Source organism: Jeotgalibacillus sp. 10bf12, from assembly GCF_055597105.1.
In genome coordinates, this window is the sequence record NZ_CP200276.1 from 1415901 (window position 1) to 1434145 (window position 18245).

Consider the following 18245-nt stretch of genomic DNA (forward strand, 5'->3'; position numbering starts at 1 on the left):
GGTGACTGCATTGTTAACAGTTAAAAAAGCATCCCGCCTATTTAAAGATGGGACAGCCGGATTTAAGCATATTTCCTTTACTGTTCAAAAAGGTGAAATAGTCGGTATTCTCGGTACAAGCGGCTGTGGTAAAAGCACGCTGCTGCGTGTGTTGTCAGGACTCGAACAGTCAGACAGCGGGACCATTCATTTAAATGATAGCAGTGGAAAAGGAGCCGGCGTTATTTTTCAGGAACCCCGGCTGATGCCCTGGCTGACAGTTGAAGATAACGTGCTGTTTGGATTTAAGCAACCTGCCAAATACCGTGAACAGGCAGCGCATTACCTGTCGCTCGTGGGATTAAGTGAATTCTCAAAAGCACTTCCACGTGATCTGTCAGGTGGCATGGCGCAACGTACTGCCATTGCACGGGCGCTTGCTGCACAACCTTCTGTACTCTTGCTCGACGAACCATTCAGCGCACTTGATGCATTTACAAAAATGCAGTTGCAGGATCTGCTGCTTGATATCTGGGAAGAAGAAAAAACAACAATGGTGATGGTGACCCATGATATTGATGAAGCGCTGCACGTGTGTGACAGAATACTTGTGCTCAGCGGTCAACCCGGGGAAGTGGCTGCAGAAATCAAAATCAGCCAGCCGAAACCGAGAAGCAGAAGTGACTTAAGCCTTGCTTCTTACAAAGAAAAAATATTTTCGATCCTTGAAAACAGTCATACCGGGCTTCAAAAGTATTCAGTACGGTAATTTGTATAAAAACCTCCGTTTATTTTTGATGTAAAAAAGGAATAACATACAAAAAGAGTAAAAACGGAGGACTGGAGCATGTTAATGGAACGAAAAGAAAATCATAACCAGGCCGGTTGTCAAAATGAATTTGGCGCACTAGAACGTGTACTTGTCTGTCCGCCTGCCTTCATGAAAATTGAAGAGGCAATTAATGAAACACAAAAGCATTTCTTAAAAGATAATATAGATCGTGAAAAAGCAATGGAGCAGCACCGTCATTTCATTCAGCTGCTGCACGAACACGGAGCAGATGTTGTCCAGCTGCCGCCACTTGCCGTGTACCCTGAACAGGTTTTTACCCGTGATATCGGCTTTACCATTGGTGATACAGTTTTTATTTCAACAATGGGAACAGAAATGCGTAGTGGAGAAGATAAGATCTTACAGGAATGGCTGCAGGAATCAAAATTGAAGTTTGAAAAAATTACTTCACCTTCTATAGAAGGTGGCGATGTCATTACAGATGGGAATAAAATCTGGATTGGGATCAGCAGCAGAACAACTGAAGCTGCTGTTGAGGAACTTCGTAAAAACCTTCCTGAACACGATATTACGCCAGTTCCATTTGATTCACAGTATCTGCACCTGGACTGTCTGTTCAATATCATTTCACCCGCAGAAGCGCTCATCTACAGACCTGCTTTTTCTGATGAAATGATTGAAAAGTTTGCAGCGCATTATGAACTGATTGATGTATCAGATGATGAACAGTTCACGATGGGGCCAAACGTTCTCAGCATAGGAAATGAGAAAATCATTAGTCTGCCTATGAACAAAGACATCAACAAAAAGCTGAAAAGAGCCGGTTATGATGTCATTGAGTGTGATATTTCAGAAATTATCAAGTCAGGCGGCTCATTCAGATGCTGCACACTTCCTGTTAATAGAAGAAAAGCGGAAGCAGGCGTTTAGGTCCGACAAGCATAAGGCGCAAAGTGAAAAAGGGTGACCTTTCCCTTTATCACTTTGTGACTTATGACTCGAGGACCTGCCTGCTGGAGCTGGACATCGTTAATAAAAATACCGGGCTGCTCACATTCGAGCAGCCCGGTATTTTTTAATCTTTATCCTTTTCGTCCTTGTCTTCATTATCTTTCTTACGATCCACAGTTCCCTGTTCAAACATATCCTGCATCTTTTCTTCTGCATCATTCTTATTATTTTGTTCTTTCTTATTATCTTTATCTGCCATTTCTATCATCTCCTTAGATCTGTATATTACATATTGTTCCCGCCTGACAATGAATTAATCATTTAAGAGGGTCAGTATCTAACATTTAATGTCTGTGTAATATTACTTGTGTAGCTTTCGAAGAAACTCTCAGCAATTCTAAAATATTTTTATAGATAAGATTTGTTGAAATTCATTAGTTGTACTGCACAGCTGATGATTGAAGTGGAAGGGGGGCGACTCCAGTGGCAGGAAGGGGCCAGTGAGACCGAGCATGGCGAAGCCTGCGGGCTCACCGAACCGGCCACGGAAAGCGTCCCCCTGAAGCGGAAATCCTCAGCCAACTTTTATAAAGCCCAATATAAAATACCTGAAAGTTCTGTCAATAATTGATTTACTTTTTGAAAACGTATACAATACACCCATATTTAAGTTCAAACAAAGGGGATGGAAGCATGCATGTGCCATTGATTTTGACAGATTTTCTGGACCGGGCAGTCACGCTTTACGGAAATAAAACCGCAGTCATTGATGGGGAACGCGAACTCACTTACAAAGAAATTGAAAAGAGAGTGAATCGTCTATCGCGTGGACTAAGAAGTCTGGATATAAAAAAAGGGGATAAAGTCGCTTACTTAACACCAAATTCACTTGAAATGTATGAGGGATTTTACGGAATTTATCAAACTGGCGCCATCATGACCTCACTCAATACGCGTCTCAGACCAGATGATTACCTGTTTATTTTAAATCACAGTGAAAGTAAAGTGCTTTTTGCAGATGCAGAATTATATCGTTTAGTAGAGCCGATCAGGGATCAGCTTGAAAGTGTTCATACGATTATTGTACAGGGAGGCTCAGCTGAAGGCTGTGTTGATTATGAAGAGTGGCTGATGACATTTACAGAGGAGGCGTTTGACAGGGAGCCACTTGAAGAAACGGATATTGCATCATTGCTATATACGAGTGGTACAACCGGTGATCCAAAAGGTGTTCTACTGTCTCACCGTTCAAATTATCTGCATGCGATGTCCACAATGCACCATCTGCGTGTGAGCGACCGTGATACGTTATTGCATGTTTTGCCGATGTTTCACGTGAACGGCTGGGGCTCGCCATTTTACTATACAGCAAACGGGGCCACACAGGTGATGCAGCGAAAGGTTGACCCAAAGCAGATGCTTGAGCGCGTTGAAAAGCACAAAGTCACAATCATGCATATGGCGCCGACTGTGCTAAACATGGTCTTGCAGGAATCACAGCATACACAATCAACATTCGACCATCCGCTCAGAATTGTGATTGCCGGTTCTGCACCACCGCCTGCATTTATCAGAAAGGTGGAAGAGGAACTCGGGTGGGAATTCATCCATGTATATGGGATGACAGAGATCTCCCCGCTTGTCACAACCTCACAGCCGCGGTCCAATACACCGGTTGAAGATGAAAGTGCTTATGCAAGGTTAAAAGCGAAAACCGGTTATGAAATGGTTGGGACGAAGGTTCGTGTCTTTGATGAAAATGGTGAAGAAGTACCGCATGACGGGAAGAGCATTGGGGAAATTGCCGTCCGCTCAAATAATGTGATGGATGGCTACTATAAAAATCCTGAAGCTACATCCGCTACAATTAGGGAAGGCTGGCTGTACACAGGCGATATGGCAGTAATCGATGACCAGGGTTATATGGAAATCGTCGATCGTAAAAAAGACGTGATCATCAGTGGTGGAGAAAATATTTCTTCTATAGAAGTCGAAGCTGCATTATATGACCATCCTGACATTATGGAAGCAGCTGTCATCGCTGTGCCCCATGAAAAATGGGGAGAAGTGCCACACGCGGTTGTGGTTAAGCGGGCTGGTGCTGATCTGACGGAAGAAGACATTGTAGCCTTTGCCAATGAAAAACTTGCCCGTTTTAAAATTCCGAAAAGCTTCAGCTTTGCAGACGAGCTGCCAAAGACTGCTTCGGGTAAAATTCAGAAGGTTGTACTGAGGAAGGAATTTTGGAAGGATAAAGAAGGGAAGATGATTAACTAGTCTGTAGAACCGCTGGAGCCTGGGCTTTGGCGGTTTTTTGTGTGGGTGAGAGCTGGTTGGGGAGTGGCGGGTCAGTACGGATTTTCACTTTTGTCGTAGCACTATACAATTGTGCGCGGCTTTATTCGCTGATCAATGGAGATATATCTATCAGCAATCTGTTTATATCTATCACCTTTTGAATGATTCTGCAGCATGGGGGTGGAAGCTGGATTTTTCAATCATCTATCGAAATAAATCTATCACCTTTTGGGTTTTTCGCTCATGTTTTTTATTATTCAGCCGCTGACCTCCGTACCCGCTCAACTCTGCAAAAACCCGCTGAGCTAGGACTCAGCGGGTCTACTGCATCTATACTATGTCTACTAGCTCCAGCAGGCAGCCCCTCGGTAAACGGGAAAGTTCACCCGTTTTCCGCTCCGCGTCTTATGCCTGTCGGAGCTGACCAAGCGCCTTCCGCTTTTCTATGCTGTCCAGCTCCAACTCGCAACACCTCGAGTCATAAGTCACACTGAGAAAATGGGAAAGTTCACCCATTTCTCTCAGCGCGTCTTATGCTTGTCGGGGCTAATCGCTCGTCTACGCTTTTCTATAATGTCCAGCTCCAGCAGGCAGGGGCTAGTGCGCTTCCCTCAGCTCCTTAAGATAAGTCAACATCAGTTCACTTCGTTCACTGTGTTTCCTATATCTCAATCCGCTTCAGTCCACCGCATACGCCCCTAAACGCCTGCTTCCGCTTTTCTGTAATGTCCAGCTCCAGGCGCTAGCTCCTCGGGACATAAGCCACGAATCGGTAAACGGGAAAGTTCACCCATTTTCCGCTCCGCGTCTTATGCCAGTCGGAGCTGACCAAGCGCCTTCCGCTTTTCTATGCTGTCCAGCTCCGACTCGCAACCCCTCGAGTCATAAGCCACACTGAGAAAATGGGAAAGGTCACCCATTTCTCTCAGTGCGTCTTATGCCTGTCGGGGCTAATCGCTCGTCTCCGCTTTTCTATGCTTCCTGCGCCTGAATCTGGAGATTAATTTTAATATCTTCGCCTACAAGCACGCCACCAGTTTCAAGCGTCTGGTTCCATGTCAGGCCGTAGTTTTTGCGGTTGATTTTGCCGTCTGCTGTGAAGCCGACTTTTTGATTGCCCCATGGATCCTGACCTGAACCTTCATATTCTACCTTGAATGTTTCCTGACGAGTCACATCTTTAATGGTTACGTCACCAGTCATTTCGTACTCATCTTCGCCGGTCTTTTTTACATCAGTAGAACGGAAAGTGATTTCAGGGTAGGTTTCAACCTCGAAGAAATCAGCTGAGCGCAGGTGGTTATCACGGTCCTGGCTGCGTGTATCAATGCTGTTTACTTTGATTGAAAAGTTTATATCTGCGCCAGTCAGGTCCTGTGGATCAGCTGAAACGTCTGCACCAAATTCATGGAAAGTTCCTTTTACTTTGGAAATCATCATGTGCTTAACTGAGAAATCCACGCTTGAGTGTGCTGTATCTACTGCCCATTTTTTTGCTGTTGTGTTTGTCATTATAATATTCCTCCTAATTTAGAGTTACTTTTTGTAACTCGGTTGTTATTTGTAATTAGTTTATCTCGAATTCGAGATAATGTCAACAGCTTATTTCATTTTTTTTCGTCATTAAATTCAATGAAAGATAGCTCGTTTAAAAAAATTTGCAGATTTTTAGCGAATTGTCTCATTTAGAGTGAAATAAAGGAAAAAAGGGTAGTACAATAGATAAGGAAAGGGGAATGCATCGATGAATAATGATCAATCTGAAAACAAAACATCGTCCAGATCTCCTTCTACAGACTTCAGTGAAAGAAAAAGGGTGTTAACACCTTTTCGATTCTTTTTAATTGTTGTGATGGTCAGTATTGTGTCCCTGGGAAGTGTTTTTGGATATGAAACCTGGACGAATCAGAAAGTGACAGAATGGAAATCTGCAGGCGAGAATGCTGCTTTTTATAAAAATTGGGATGAGGCGGAGCAGAATCTTGCGAGAGCTGCGAATGCACGACCAGAATATGATTCATTACGTGATAGTCTGAGAGCGGTCAGACAGGCTGAGTCTTTTGAAAAGCAGATAGGGAAGCTTGAAGATCAGCTTGAAAATGGGAACTATGCAAATATACAGGGTGAAATTGAAAACCTTGCTTTAAAAATGAAAGAAAATCAAAACGAGCTGTTGTTTGCTGAACAGCAGCGCATAATTGATCTAAAAGAAAAAGCACTACTACTTTCAATAAGAGATGATTTGAATGAAGAGCTGTCGATCCAGTCGCTTGCAGGCAAGCTGCTTGAAGTAAGTGAAATTGATGAAGAAGGTGCCTCAGAGCTTGAGAGCCAGATTGTTGATCAGATTGCATCACTGTCCATCAGGGATGCTTCTGAAGAACTTTCGCTTTATCATTTTTCTGAAGCGCTGGATATTGTCGAGATTGGACTTGGCTATGCCCCTGACCATGAGCAGTTACAGTCATTTGAAGAAGAAATTAAAGCACAGCGAAATGCTTATCAGGAAGAAGAATATAACCGCCTTGCTGAAGCGATGAAGGAAGCAGAGAGGCAGGATCACTTTAATCGTACAGAGGCAGTCGCAGTAGAGGACTGGGAAGTGTCTGCAGATGATGAGTTGATCAAGCTGACTGGTGCAGTGAAAAACAATGGTTCAAGGCCAATCAGCTGGATCGAAATTACGTGGAGCGTATTCGATGAAGAAGGTAATATAGTTGCAGAAAGTCTGACGGTTGTTGATCCGGAGTATCTAGTTCCTGAACAAAAGGGAAATTTTACAGATGAAATTGAAGTAAATGATGCATATGAAAAAGTGGAAATCGAATCAATTACATGGTATTTGGAATAGAGGTGAAGTATGACTAAAAAATGGACCATGAGTCTCGTTGCGTCAGTTGTAATAATTGGATTGACGCTTTGGGGCGGAGTGACGCTCAAACAATACGTAACAGGCTCTATTCAAGAGGAGCCTTCTTATTTAATAACAGGAGGGCTGGATGCAGATAAGGAAGATTTCCTCAGTCAGCTTTCAATGACAAGGGAGGAAGCGCTTTTTGATGCCCAGCAAAAGGTGATACAGATTGAGACACCAATTGGCTCGATCGGCTCAGGTTTTATTTATAACAATGAAGGGGCGATCGTGACCAATGCCCATGTTGTTGCCAACGCCTCTGAAGTCACTGTGATCACAGCGGATTCTGCACGATATACAGGCTATGTAAAAGGAATCAGTGATACAACAGATGTTGCGCTGATTCAGGTGGATGAGCTTTCAGGAAGAGAGCCCATGCAGCTTGAAACTGAGAAAGAGGCACAGCTGCTCGACCAGGTACTTGCGCTTGGAAGTCCGCTTGGATTTCAAAATACAGTGACTTCGGGTGTGATTGACGGAACGAATCGTTCATTTGTCATCGAGCCTTTTCAATATGAAAACATTGATCAGTTTACAGCAGCGATTTCCCCGGGGAACAGTGGGGGGCCTCTGATTGATGCGGACTCAATGAAAGTGATCGGGCTAAACTCTGCAGAAGAGCCTGACCAGAATCTCGGCTACAGTATTCCGATCGCAGATGTAGTGGACCTGATTGACGGCTGGATTGCAGAACCGATGGAAGAGCTTCCGACCTTTGCACAATATGCTGACCAGCCTGCCGATGCAGTTACACCTACAATTGAAGAACAGGCGTCATATATCGCCCAGTACTATCTCTCAAGCGTTGAGTTTGGTGATTATGTGACGGCATATTCATTACTAAGTGTTTCAGTGCAGGAAGATTTTACATTTGCGGAATTCAAAGATGAGTTTCAAAATCTATTATCTATTTCGCTGAAATCATCAGAAGCGTTTGTTGTATCAGGTGACGTGGAAGTGAGAGCATCAGTTGAAAAAGAAGAGCTGATTAATAATCAGCCTGAAAAAACCTTATTCAACTACCGCTTCCTGATTACAGAAGAAAATGGACAATACAAAATTAAGAGATTGGAATCGTCAGAAGAAGAATAAGTCGGTTTTTGAACCGTGACATTGAGTTCAGCGGAACGATGATCTCATACAAAAATGCCGGAACAATTAAATGTTCCGGCATTTTACTATTTAGCCATCCACTGGTCAGCCCAATGTTGGATTTCATCTAAAATAGGCGTAAGCGATTCACCCTTATCAGACAATTTATATTCGATCCGCACTGGCGTTTCCGGATATACTTCGCGTATAACAAGACCGTGCTCTTCCAGTTCCTTCAGACGTTCAGTTAAAATTTTATTGCTGATATGAGGGATCGGCTCTGCAATTTCCGAAAAGCGTTTCGGTCCATCAGCAAGTACACGGATAATCACGCCGTTCCAGCGCTTGCCCAGAATTTGAAAAGCCTGCTCGAACTTCGGACATAATGACATCGCAGCCATGACATTCCCTCCTTTTTACTATATAGTCAATCCATTATACAGCAGGATTGTGCAATTCGCCACCGATCAGAATTGCAGAGACTCATAGATCTTCACATGGGCAAACGCTGCTTCAAGTATTGGACTATCAATCCCGTTTTCTTTCCCTTTTTCAAGTAGCCAGCCCTGAAGGTGAGAGGTTTCTGTCTGCAGCCGCTTTTCCATATCACGGAGCATGGAAGATTTCATTCCTTCTTTCATTTCCTGCATCTTCTTCATCTGCATCTCAGGGAGCCCGTCAGCAATTGGGGCATCGATGGATTTCATCACAGCTGAGATTTCATTTAACAGCCTCTCGAGTGTATGTTTTGCAGCGGGAATATTCACTGTCGGGCCGACAGGTGACCTCATTAAAGTCGTAATTCCCGACATCGCAGTGATAAATGAATACTTATGCCACATATCCTGCATGATCTTATCACTGAGTGCAAATCCTGCATTTGCCCCTTCAAAGGCCTCATTCAGCTTGATGATCCGTTCAGATTGACTGCCGTCTCTTTCACCATACACCAGGTCATGAATTGGACTTGACTGAATAATGTGTCCTTCTTCATTCAGCGTGGTTTCGATAAAGCACAGTCCACCAATGACCTGGTCACCGAAGACTTCAACTAATGGGTCCATATGTGCAATCCCGTTTAACAGGGGCAGGATCATGGTGGATTGGTCAGCAAAAGGCTGAATATCTTTTATCACTTCTTCAAGGTGATAGGCTTTCGTTGTAATGATAATCGCATCAAAAGTCTGACCACGATCTTCTTTAGTAATCAGTGCCGGTTTACCTGTGTAATTTCCATGAGGACTTTCAATGACCAGCCCGGTTTTTTCAAGCTGCTGCTTTCTTTGATTCCGGACCAGAAAAGTCACGTTCTGTCCTTTTTCCATCAGCCGGCTACCAAAATATCCGCCAATACCCCCGGCTCCTGCAATCAGAATGTTCATGATATAAACCTCCTCCTGTGTTCTTTTTCTATCATACGTTATCATTCATAAGAATTCGAAAATTGTCCTTATTCAGTTTGAAAATAGTCATGAAATTGCTTCATTTACACAAGCTGTTAAAGATCAGGGGGGCATCTGACTGAAGAACTGAAAAACCTTTTGAAACCTTTTGGAGATTTTTACGTCTATTAGGTGCAGAGGAAATTTCTTCTGAACTGAAAAAAAAGGAGAATGAAGATCATGAAACAGTTTATTGCAGCACTTTTAGCGATCATCTTAATCATTCCGGCATTTGGCACAGCGAGTGCTTCAGACCATAATACAGACGAAGGCATAGATGAAAGATTCGGCCTGCCGATCCTTGTGCTCGGTGGAAATCTTGATGACAATCAAAAGCAGGAAGTAAGAGATATGCTTGGTGTGACTGATCCTGAATCAGTAGAAGAAGTTGTTGTAACGGGTGAAGATCTTGTCAGATATATTGAAGGTGAAGACAGCCGTGCACGCATGTTTTCTTCAGCTAAAATCACTCGTGAAGATGAGGGACATGGACTGATTATTGAAAGAGTCAATCCTGAAAACATTACGCAGGTAACAGATACAATGTATGCAAACGCACTACTGACAGCAGGGATTGAAAATGCCACTGTAGAAATCGCATCACCTGTAAAAGTAAGTGGACACTCTGCGCTTACAGGGATTTATAAAGCATACGAAGTCAGTGGAGAAGAGCTTGATACAGCGCGTCTTGAAGTAGCAAACGATGAATTGAATCTTGCCACTGACCTTGCAGAAGAAGAAGGCATTGATCAGGAAAAAGTGAGTGAGCTGTTGACTGAAATCAAGCAGGCCATTTCAGAGCAAAACCCCGCAACACGTGAAGATGTAGAACAGATTATTGATGAGCAGCTATCTAATCTCGAGATCAATCTGAGTGAAGAAGATCGTCAGCGTCTGACAGATCTGTTTGAACAGATGCGTAACCTGAATATTAACTTTGATAATGTATCTGAGCAGCTGAATGATCTATCAACAGCGATCCAGGACAGGCTGAGTGATGTAGTCAACGATGAAGGCTTCTGGCAGGGTGTCAGAGACTTTTTCCAGGGATTGATTGATGCAATCTCAGGCTTATTTGGAGGATCTGAAGAAGAACCAATTAATGAATCGCAGCAATAATGAGAAAGCTCCCGGACATAGACTGACCTAGTCATATGAGACAGTAATAAAACACCCTCTTAGGCTGCCATTTCACCAAACTCTATTGGTGTATGGTAGCCTAATTTTTCCTGAATACGCTCTTCGTTATAATACTTCATAAACTGATCTATCCGTTCTTTTACGGCTTCTATAGACAACGAATTAAACTTTACATACTGGAATTCTTCTGATTTTAGATTTGAATGGAAAGACTCAATGACTGCGTTATCCCAACAGTTTCCCCTTCGGGACATACTACTGATCAAATGTTTCTCTTTCATTAAATTTTGGTACGCATAAGAAGAATAGACACTTCCTTGGTCTGAATGAATCATGACCCCTGTTGGATAACCTCTCTTTTCTAGTGCCTCATTTAATGTATCAATAACCAAAGGGATTTGCTGGTGTGTATACAACTTATAGGCGACAATTTGATTATTAAACAAGTCCATAATCGTTGATAAATATAAAGTGTCGGATCCATATTGAATGTACGTAATATCCGTTACCCACTTTTGATTCGGTCTGCTTGCGTGAAACGCTCGTTGTAATAAGTTTGGTGCGACAATGACAGACTCACCTTGAGATTTCCACTTTCTTTTCTTTTTCACTCTACATTGAAGATGATGCTTCTGCATCATCCGTTGAACCGTATTCCGATTTAGCTTGATGCGATAGTCGCGTTTTAATAACTCTTTAATTTTACGGTGTCCATATCGGTATTTTTTTTTTCGCATAGGTAGATAATTGTCTTTTCTTCCTTAGATAATGTGACTGGTTCGGCAGATGCCCAGCGGTAATAGGTAGACCTAGGTACGTTTAAGACAGATAGGATAGCTGACACCGTATATTTCTTTCTCAATTTTTGAACTAGTTGGAGGACGATTTCTTTTTCAGCTCCTTTTCGATCTCCAAATACTTTTTAGGATTTCATTCTCCTGAGTGAGGTGCTTCATTTTTCGATCATTTTTCTCTTCTAAACTCGTATCTTCAGGACCAAGACCATACGTATACTGTTTTCCGATAGGCTGGTCGAAGCGATGAATCTGATTTTCACGGTACCATTTCATCCACGTCTTAATTTGAGTCACATTCTTAATCCCATACTTCTCCATGATCTCGCTGTTTGTCAGTTGACCACTCATTTTATCTTTGACTACCGCCCACTTAACCTCATTTGAATACACGTTTTTGCCCATGCAAAAACACCTCCGAATTAGTACTTTGTTCAAGTGTACCATTTCGAAGGTGTTTTATTGTGTCCCATTAATCTAGGTTAGTTTAGACATGCCGGGGGCTTTTTTATATGAGTAAATATGTAATTCAGATAATTGCTTTTATGGAGATGTCAAGAACTAAACAAGATTTTGGTTTCCTGTATAGTCATGGAGAAATTATAAATATACTTAATAACTTATAAAAATAAAGTTATTTAAGTAAAATTTCATCTGAAATGTGAAATGATCAACTGATATAAAACGACTTATAAAACCTTATTCTGCAAAGTGTAAAGACACCTTTTTTAATTCCAATAAAACAGATAGGGATAACAAAAACAAGCCGAAATCACTGCAAATTTATTCAATTTGACTAAAAAATGACGAATAGCTATTGAAATCTTTCTGTAACATCGTATAATAAGTCTTATCAAAATTCAGAAAACTAAGTATATTAGAAAAATAATAGAATGTGTCATTTTGAGGGGGATCACAATGAAGACTCAGGAGAAGGTACTGGATGTGAAAGGTCTCCGCGTCTCGTTTTTTACAGACGAGGGAGAAGTACCTGCAGTAGACGATATTGACTTTTATGTCCGTGAGGGTGAGGTTCTCGGTATTGTAGGAGAATCAGGCTGTGGGAAAAGTGTTACTTCCCTTTCAGTCATGGGGCTCATTCCGAGTCCGCCGGGAAAAATCATCGGCGGTGAGATTAAGTTAAATGGTGAGGAACTGACAACAGCATCTGAAAAAAGAATGAGACAGATCAGGGGAAACGATGTGGCCATGATTTTTCAGGAGCCAATGACGTCACTGAATCCACTGTTTACCATTGGCAGCCAGCTGATGGATGCGATGCTGATACATAAAATGGGTAACAAAAAACAGGCAAAACAGAGATCGATTGAAATGCTTAAGCTCGTTGGACTGCCGCGGGCTGAGGAACTGATGAACGATTATCCTCACCAGCTTTCAGGGGGCATGCGTCAGCGTGTCATGATTGCAATGGCGATGGTATGTAATCCAAGGCTCCTGATTGCAGATGAACCAACAACGGCGCTTGATGTAACGATTCAGGCTCAGATTTTAAAATTGATGAAGGACCTGAATGAAAAGATGAATACAGCAATTATGATGATCACCCATGATCTTGGTGTTGTCGCTGAGACATGTGAACGGATTGTCGTTATGTATGCAGGAAAGGTTGTTGAAACAGGGCCGGTCGTTGAGATTTTTAAAGATCCTCAGCACCCTTATACAAGAGGGCTGATCCAATCTGTCCCTGATATGCGCCATAAAAAACAGCGTCTGTATTCAATTCCGGGGAACGTGCCGAAACCGGGCTCAATTAAACAGGGCTGCCGCTTTGCAGACCGCTGTGAGTTTGCTTTTGACCGGTGCAGACAGGAAGATCCTCCTTTATACAAAACAGCAGAGGGACATTCGACAAGGTGTTTCCTATTTGACGAGAAGGAGGAAACGGTTCATGACAACAGAAACACTGTTAAGAGTTGAAAACCTGAAGAAGCATTTCCCGATCCGGGGCGGTATTCTTGGAAAAGAAGTAGGGTCTGTTAAAGCAGTTGAAGGCGTTTCATTTGAAGTGAAAAAAGGAGAAACGCTTGGCATTGTAGGAGAATCAGGATGCGGTAAATCGACAACCGGTCGCATGCTGCTGAGACTGATCGAACCGACAGACGGCAAAGTGTACTTTGAAGGACAGGATGTTACAAAGCTCAGCACAGGTGATATGAGAAAGCTGAGACGGGATATGCAGATGGTGTTTCAGGATCCTTTTGCATCCTTGAACCCGAGACATACAGTTGAAAAAATTCTTGAAGAGCCTTTAAAGGTTCATGGGATCGGCACGCCAAAAGAACGTAAGCAGAAAGTACGTGAGCTTTTGGAGATTGTCGGATTAAGCAGCTATCATGCAAAGCGTTATCCACACCAGTTCAGTGGCGGTCAGCGTCAGAGAATTGGCATTGCGCGCGCACTCATGACACAGCCTAAATTAATTATCGCAGATGAACCTGTATCAGCACTGGATGTATCCATTCAGTCGCAGGTACTGAACCTGATGCAGGATCTGCAAAAAGAATTCCAGCTGACGTATATCGTGATCGCTCATGATCTCGGTGTCGTTCGCCATATAAGTGACCGTGTAGGCGTGATGTACCTTGGCCGAATGGCTGAGCTGACAGACAGTGAAAAACTGTATGACAAACCGCTTCACCCATATACGCAGGCACTGTTATCAGCAGTTCCGATTCCGGATCCGCTGTATCAGAAAGATGCGGTTGTACTTGAAGGGGATATTCCAAGTCCATCGAATCCGCCATCAGGATGCGCATTTCACACAAGATGTCCTTTTAAAATGGATGTCTGCTCACAAAAAATCCCTGAGTTAAGGGAGCATGAACCTGGACATTACGTTGCCTGCCATTTATATACAGAAGAAGGCAGTGCAGCGGGTCAAAATAAACAACTACTTGAGGAGGGAAAGCATGAATAAGAAAGCCTTGTTATTGTTTTTTGTACTATTACTTACAGTTTCAACAGCATTGTTTGGATGCTCGAGCGATGATGGTTCATCGGAAGACGGGGGTTCAGGTAATGATGGCGGCGATTCAGCTGAAGAATCAGGTCAGGATACATTAGTATTCGGGCGTGGGGGAGACTCTGTAGCTCTTGATCCGATCACGGTGACAGATGGAGAGTCATTCAAAGTAACAAAGAATATTTTTGAACAGCTTGTTGAGTTTGGCGAGCAGGACACTGAAATTAACCCTGGTCTTGCTGAAGAATGGGAAGTAGCAGAAGATGGATTAACTTATACATTTATGCTGCGTGAAGGCGTTACTTTCCATGATGGAGAGCCTTTCAATGCAGATGCAGTTGTAGCAAACTTTGATCGCTGGGCAAGTGGATCAGAAGATAAGTTCTATTACTATAAGTCAATGTTTGGCGGATTTGGTGATGAAGAAGGTCACGTGATCGAATCGGTTGAGGCAGTGGATGAGTCTACTGTTGAAATTAAGCTGAAGCGTCCACAGGCACCATTCCTTAAGAATATTGCAATGAGTCCATTCGCAATCGTTTCACCGAAAGCAATTGCTGATATGAGTGAAGATGAGCTTGCTGAAAACCCTGTAGGTACAGGACCATTCAAGTTTGTTGAGTGGAGAAGAAACGAACGTATTGTTCTTGAAAAGAACGAAGACTACTGGAACTCTGAATTCCCGAAAGTAAATCAGGTGATTTTCCGTTCGATTCCTGAAAACTCTGCACGTCTTAACGCTTTAATCAGTGGTGAGATTGACCTTGCAGATGGAATCAACCCGAGTGACGCTGCACAAATCGAAGGAGATGAAAATCTTCAGCTGTTTGAGCGTCCGTCAATGAACGTTGGGTACCTTGGTCTTACAGCTACACGTGAGCCATTTGATGATCCAAAAGTACGTCAGGCGATGAACCATGCAATTGACCGTCAGGCAATTGTAGATGCATTCTTCGAAGGACGCGCTGAAGTAGCGAAAAATCCAATGCCACCGGTAATCGCTGGTTACAATGATGACATTGAAGGCTATGAGTATGATCCTGAAAAGGCAAAAGAATTGCTTGAAGAAGCAGGACTTGGCGATGGATTTGATATGGAACTTTGGGCAATGCCTGTTCCACGTCCTTACATGCCAGATGGTCAGAAGGTAGCTGAAGCAATTCAGAGCAACCTTGCTGAAGTAGGAATCAATGCTGAAATCGTTACTTATGAGTGGGCGACTTACCTTGAAAAAGCACGTATGGGAGAAGCAGATGCATTCCTTCTTGGATGGACTGGAGATAACGGTGATGCTGATAACTTCCTTTATGTTCTACTTGATCAGGACAACATTGGAAGTAACAACTACACTTACTATGAAAACCAGGAAGTACATGATCTTTTAATCCAAGCACAGTCTGAAACTGATGAAGATACACGTAATCAGCTCTACATGGAAGCACAGGAACTGATTCACCAGGATGCACCATGGGTACCACTTGCACACTCTACGCCTCTAATGGCTGGTAGTGCAAACCTTCAGGGCTTTATGCCTCACCCAACCGGTTCTGACTGGTTACACACAGTTTCATTCGAATAATTTAGTAATACCTTTTGAAGGGGAAGGTGAACATTCGCCTTTCCCTTTTCTTTTTGAGTATTGTTTTAAAAGTTGTGCAGAAGCATTAGCGCTCTCTACCAACATAATTGAAAAAGAAACTGGCTTATAGATTTATTCAGCAGATGGTTGGAGTGCAGGGCGAAGACTCCTGCGGCAGGAAGGGACAGGTGAGACCGAGCATGGCGAAGCCTGCGGGCTCACCGCCCGGCCGCGGAAAGCGAAGCCCTGCACGGAAACCAGCTGCGGTTTTTAAAAAGCAATAATCCGTTTTACATACTAAAAACATCACGTTTAACTTTGAGGGGTGAGTGAAGATGCTCCAGTATATTATCAGACGACTACTGCAGCTAATTCCAGTATTGCTTGGAATGACATTTATCGTATTCCTGATTATCCGTGCAATCCCCGGAGATCCTGCGCTTGTCATTCTTGGACAACAGGCGACTGAAGATGCCGTCGCGGCACTCAGAGAATCTCTGGGACTGGATAATCCATGGTACGTTCAGTACTTTCAATACCTTGGAAATTTAATGACGGGTGATCTTGGGGAATCAATCCGTACAAGAACACCGGTAAATGAAGAAATCTGGCCATATCTGGCTACTACATTTGAGCTTTCGATTTTCGCAATTGTGATTGCTGTCATTGTAGGGGTGAACGCAGGGATTATTTCTGCCTGGTTCCAGAACTCGTGGTTCGACTATACAGCAATGGTGCTGGCGCTTGTTGGTGTATCTATGCCAATCTTCTGGCTTGGTCTGATGATGCAGTATCAGTTTTCACTGCAGTGGGACTGGTTCCCGACGACCGGACGTGAAGATGTACGTAATCCGGTCAATGCGATTACGAATCTTTACTTAATCGATACACTAATTCAGGGACGCTTTGATCAATTTGTTGATGTATTACGTCACCTGATTATGCCGGGAATTGCGCTTGCTACCATTCCGATGGCAATCATTGCACGTATGACACGTTCAAGCATGCTTGAAGTGATGAAATCTGACTACATTCGTACTGCACGTGCGAAGGGTGAGAAAATGTTCTGGGTTGTCTATAAGCACTCTTTAAAAAATGCAGTGATTCCTGTGCTGACGGTTATCGGTCTGCAGACGGGGCTGTTACTCGGAGGAGCGATCCTGACTGAAACGATTTTCGGATTGCCTGGGGTTGGACGTTACATTTATGAAGGTATTTCATCCCGTGATTATCCTGTTATTCAGTCCGGTATCTTAATCGTTGCTTTTATCTTCGTCATGATCAATCTGATTGTAGATATTCTATATTCAGTGATTGATCCGCGGATACGCTATAACTAAGGAATGTTAGACAGGAGAGGAGTGACTGTATATGGGTGAACCGGCTCGTACATTGGAACCGGCTAATAAGCCGCCTCAGGAGGAAACAATTTCCCCGTGGAAAGAGGCCTGGAGAAAATTCAGGAAAAATAAAATTGCACTGGTAGGGACCAGTATTGTCTTTTTCTTTGTTTTAGTAGCGCTTTTTGCACCACTGATTGCACCGCAGGGCATCAATGAACAGGATCTTCCAAACAGACTGCAGCCACCATCAGCAGACTTCTGGTTTGGTACAGACGACTTTGGACGTGATATTTTTTCGCGTGTTGTATACGGTGCAAGGCTGTCATTGACAGTAGGATTTCTTGCAGTAGTAGGTTCAGCAATTGTAGGAAGTATGCTTGGTATCATCGCAGGTTATTACGGTAAATGGGTGGATACAATCATCTCCCGTCTATTCGATATTATGCTTGCTTTTCCTAGTATTCTATTAGCGATTGCAGTTGTATCAATCCTTGGACCTTCACTGCGTAATGCGTTAATTGCGATTGCCATTATTAATATTCCGAACTTCGGACGCCTGATCAGATCGCGTGTATTGAGTGTAAAAGAAGAGGAATATATTATGGCAGCAAAAGCGATTGGGATGAGTGACCGTCGGATTCTATTTTCACATGTTCTGCCTAACTCGATGACACCGATTATCGTTCAGGGCTCGCTCGCAGTTGCGACAGCGATTCTTGAAGCTGCAGCACTTGGCTTCCTCGGACTCGGTGCGCAGATTCCTGAACCTGAGTGGGGCGCCATGCTTGCCGCTTCAAGAGCGCTGCTCGTACAGGCACCATGGACACTGTTCTTCCCGGGACTTGCCATTATGCTGGCTGTACTCGGATTTAACTTAATGGGTGACGGGCTGCGTGATGCACTCGACCCGAAAATGAAAACTTAAAAAAATTCCGCC

Annotated in this window: 15 protein-coding genes and 1 pseudogene; 11 read left to right on the top strand and 5 right to left on the bottom strand. The window is 43.3% G+C overall.

The window, feature by feature from the left end; genetic code table 11:
* Nucleotides 1-10: 10 nt before the first annotated feature.
* Nucleotides 11-748, top strand: coding sequence for an ABC transporter ATP-binding protein (locus DH10bf12_RS07405; protein WP_471737876.1), 738 nt, complete (start codon nt 11-13; stop codon nt 746-748).
* A gap of 78 nt (nt 749-826) precedes the next feature.
* Nucleotides 827-1702, top strand: coding sequence for a dimethylarginine dimethylaminohydrolase family protein (locus tag DH10bf12_RS07410; protein WP_471737877.1), 876 nt, complete (start codon nt 827-829; stop codon nt 1700-1702).
* Nucleotides 1703-1847: 145 nt separating this feature from the next.
* On the opposite strand, the gene DH10bf12_RS07415 is transcribed toward DH10bf12_RS07410, so the two are convergent.
* A complete protein-coding gene (locus DH10bf12_RS07415; RefSeq protein WP_471737878.1) occupies nt 1848-1982 on the bottom strand; it encodes a hypothetical protein in 135 nt (44 codons plus the stop codon).
* Nucleotides 1983-2416: 434 nt separating this feature from the next.
* Here DH10bf12_RS07415 and DH10bf12_RS07420 point away from each other — a divergent pair, with 434 nt between their 5' ends.
* Entirely contained in the window at nt 2417-4000 is a 1584-nt protein-coding gene (locus DH10bf12_RS07420; protein WP_471737879.1) for a long-chain-fatty-acid--CoA ligase, read from the top strand.
* Between the two features lie 993 nt (nt 4001-4993).
* Here DH10bf12_RS07420 and DH10bf12_RS07425 read toward each other — a convergent pair.
* Nucleotides 4994-5533: a YceI family protein gene (locus DH10bf12_RS07425; protein WP_471737880.1), complete on the bottom strand. Its 540-nt coding sequence runs from the start codon at nt 5531-5533 to the stop codon at nt 4994-4996.
* A gap of 232 nt (nt 5534-5765) precedes the next feature.
* Between DH10bf12_RS07425 and DH10bf12_RS07430 the strand changes: the two genes are divergently transcribed.
* Together DH10bf12_RS07430 and DH10bf12_RS07435 are read left to right on the top strand one after the other, a co-directional pair.
* Nucleotides 5766-6872 (top strand): FxLYD domain-containing protein, encoded by a 1107-nt coding sequence (locus DH10bf12_RS07430; RefSeq protein WP_471737881.1) that lies wholly within the window; start codon nt 5766-5768, stop codon nt 6870-6872.
* 9 nt (nt 6873-6881) lie between these two features.
* A complete protein-coding gene (locus DH10bf12_RS07435; RefSeq protein ID WP_471737882.1) occupies nt 6882-8027 on the top strand; it encodes a S1C family serine protease in 1146 nt (381 codons plus the stop codon).
* Between the two features lie 86 nt (nt 8028-8113).
* Here DH10bf12_RS07435 and DH10bf12_RS07440 read toward each other — a convergent pair whose 3' ends face one another.
* Both DH10bf12_RS07440 and DH10bf12_RS07445 read right to left on the bottom strand, forming a co-directional pair.
* Entirely contained in the window at nt 8114-8428 is a 315-nt protein-coding gene (locus DH10bf12_RS07440; protein ID WP_471737883.1) for a winged helix-turn-helix transcriptional regulator, read from the bottom strand.
* Between the two features lie 66 nt (nt 8429-8494).
* Nucleotides 8495-9409, bottom strand: coding sequence for a ketopantoate reductase family protein (locus DH10bf12_RS07445; RefSeq protein ID WP_471737884.1), 915 nt, complete (start codon nt 9407-9409; stop codon nt 8495-8497).
* 240 nt (nt 9410-9649) lie between these two features.
* On the opposite strand from DH10bf12_RS07445, the gene DH10bf12_RS07450 reads away from it, so the two are divergent.
* Complete coding sequence (locus tag DH10bf12_RS07450) at nt 9650-10588, top strand: DUF1002 domain-containing protein (RefSeq protein WP_471737885.1); 939 nt, start codon at nt 9650-9652, stop codon at nt 10586-10588.
* 59 nt (nt 10589-10647) lie between these two features.
* Here DH10bf12_RS07450 and DH10bf12_RS07455 read toward each other — a convergent pair.
* Nucleotides 10648-11808: pseudogene (locus tag DH10bf12_RS07455) on the bottom strand (IS3 family transposase).
* Between the two features lie 513 nt (nt 11809-12321).
* Here DH10bf12_RS07455 and DH10bf12_RS07460 point away from each other — a divergent pair.
* The 5 genes from DH10bf12_RS07460 (at nt 12322) to DH10bf12_RS07480 (ending at nt 18233) form a co-directional block, all read left to right on the top strand.
* The gene (locus DH10bf12_RS07460; protein WP_471737886.1) at nt 12322-13341 is read left to right on the top strand and encodes an ABC transporter ATP-binding protein; all 1020 of its coding nucleotides are present in this window, start codon (nt 12322-12324) and stop codon (nt 13339-13341) included.
* On the top strand, nt 13313-14341 hold the full coding sequence (locus DH10bf12_RS07465) for an ABC transporter ATP-binding protein (protein ID WP_471737887.1): 1029 nt from the start codon (nt 13313-13315) through the stop codon (nt 14339-14341). The genes DH10bf12_RS07460 and DH10bf12_RS07465 overlap by 29 nt, the downstream gene beginning before the upstream one ends.
* Nucleotides 14334-15965: an ABC transporter substrate-binding protein gene (locus DH10bf12_RS07470; protein WP_471737888.1), complete on the top strand. Its 1632-nt coding sequence runs from the start codon at nt 14334-14336 to the stop codon at nt 15963-15965. The genes DH10bf12_RS07465 and DH10bf12_RS07470 overlap by 8 nt, the downstream gene beginning before the upstream one ends.
* Nucleotides 15966-16300: 335 nt before the next feature.
* Nucleotides 16301-17305: an ABC transporter permease gene (locus DH10bf12_RS07475; RefSeq protein ID WP_471737889.1), complete on the top strand. Its 1005-nt coding sequence runs from the start codon at nt 16301-16303 to the stop codon at nt 17303-17305.
* Nucleotides 17306-17336: 31 nt separating this feature from the next.
* Nucleotides 17337-18233 carry an ABC transporter permease gene (locus DH10bf12_RS07480; RefSeq protein WP_471737890.1) on the top strand — a complete coding sequence of 299 codons (897 nt, stop codon included), beginning with the start codon at nt 17337-17339 and terminating at the stop codon, nt 18231-18233.
* Nucleotides 18234-18245: the final 12 nt, after the last annotated feature.

What these genes read in the sequence shown, in the direction of transcription:
- DH10bf12_RS07410 (WP_471737877.1), top strand. Translation starts at nt 827, where the DNA reads ATGTTAATGGAACGAAAAGAAAATCATAACCAGGCCGGTTGTCAAAAT.
- DH10bf12_RS07415 (WP_471737878.1), bottom strand. Translation starts at nt 1,982, where the DNA reads ATGGCAGATAAAGATAATAAGAAAGAACAAAATAATAAGAATGATGCA.
- DH10bf12_RS07420 (WP_471737879.1), top strand. Translation starts at nt 2,417, where the DNA reads ATGCATGTGCCATTGATTTTGACAGATTTTCTGGACCGGGCAGTCACG.
- DH10bf12_RS07425 (WP_471737880.1), bottom strand. Translation starts at nt 5,533, where the DNA reads ATGACAAACACAACAGCAAAAAAATGGGCAGTAGATACAGCACACTCA.
- DH10bf12_RS07430 (WP_471737881.1), top strand. Translation starts at nt 5,766, where the DNA reads ATGAATAATGATCAATCTGAAAACAAAACATCGTCCAGATCTCCTTCT.
- DH10bf12_RS07435 (WP_471737882.1), top strand. Translation starts at nt 6,882, where the DNA reads ATGACTAAAAAATGGACCATGAGTCTCGTTGCGTCAGTTGTAATAATT.
- DH10bf12_RS07440 (WP_471737883.1), bottom strand. Translation starts at nt 8,428, where the DNA reads ATGGCTGCGATGTCATTATGTCCGAAGTTCGAGCAGGCTTTTCAAATT.
- DH10bf12_RS07445 (WP_471737884.1), bottom strand. Translation starts at nt 9,409, where the DNA reads ATGAACATTCTGATTGCAGGAGCCGGGGGTATTGGCGGATATTTTGGT.
- DH10bf12_RS07450 (WP_471737885.1), top strand. Translation starts at nt 9,650, where the DNA reads ATGAAACAGTTTATTGCAGCACTTTTAGCGATCATCTTAATCATTCCG.
- DH10bf12_RS07460 (WP_471737886.1), top strand. Translation starts at nt 12,322, where the DNA reads ATGAAGACTCAGGAGAAGGTACTGGATGTGAAAGGTCTCCGCGTCTCG.
- DH10bf12_RS07465 (WP_471737887.1), top strand. Translation starts at nt 13,313, where the DNA reads ATGACAACAGAAACACTGTTAAGAGTTGAAAACCTGAAGAAGCATTTC.
- DH10bf12_RS07470 (WP_471737888.1), top strand. Translation starts at nt 14,334, where the DNA reads ATGAATAAGAAAGCCTTGTTATTGTTTTTTGTACTATTACTTACAGTT.
- DH10bf12_RS07475 (WP_471737889.1), top strand. Translation starts at nt 16,301, where the DNA reads ATGCTCCAGTATATTATCAGACGACTACTGCAGCTAATTCCAGTATTG.
- DH10bf12_RS07480 (WP_471737890.1), top strand. Translation starts at nt 17,337, where the DNA reads ATGGGTGAACCGGCTCGTACATTGGAACCGGCTAATAAGCCGCCTCAG.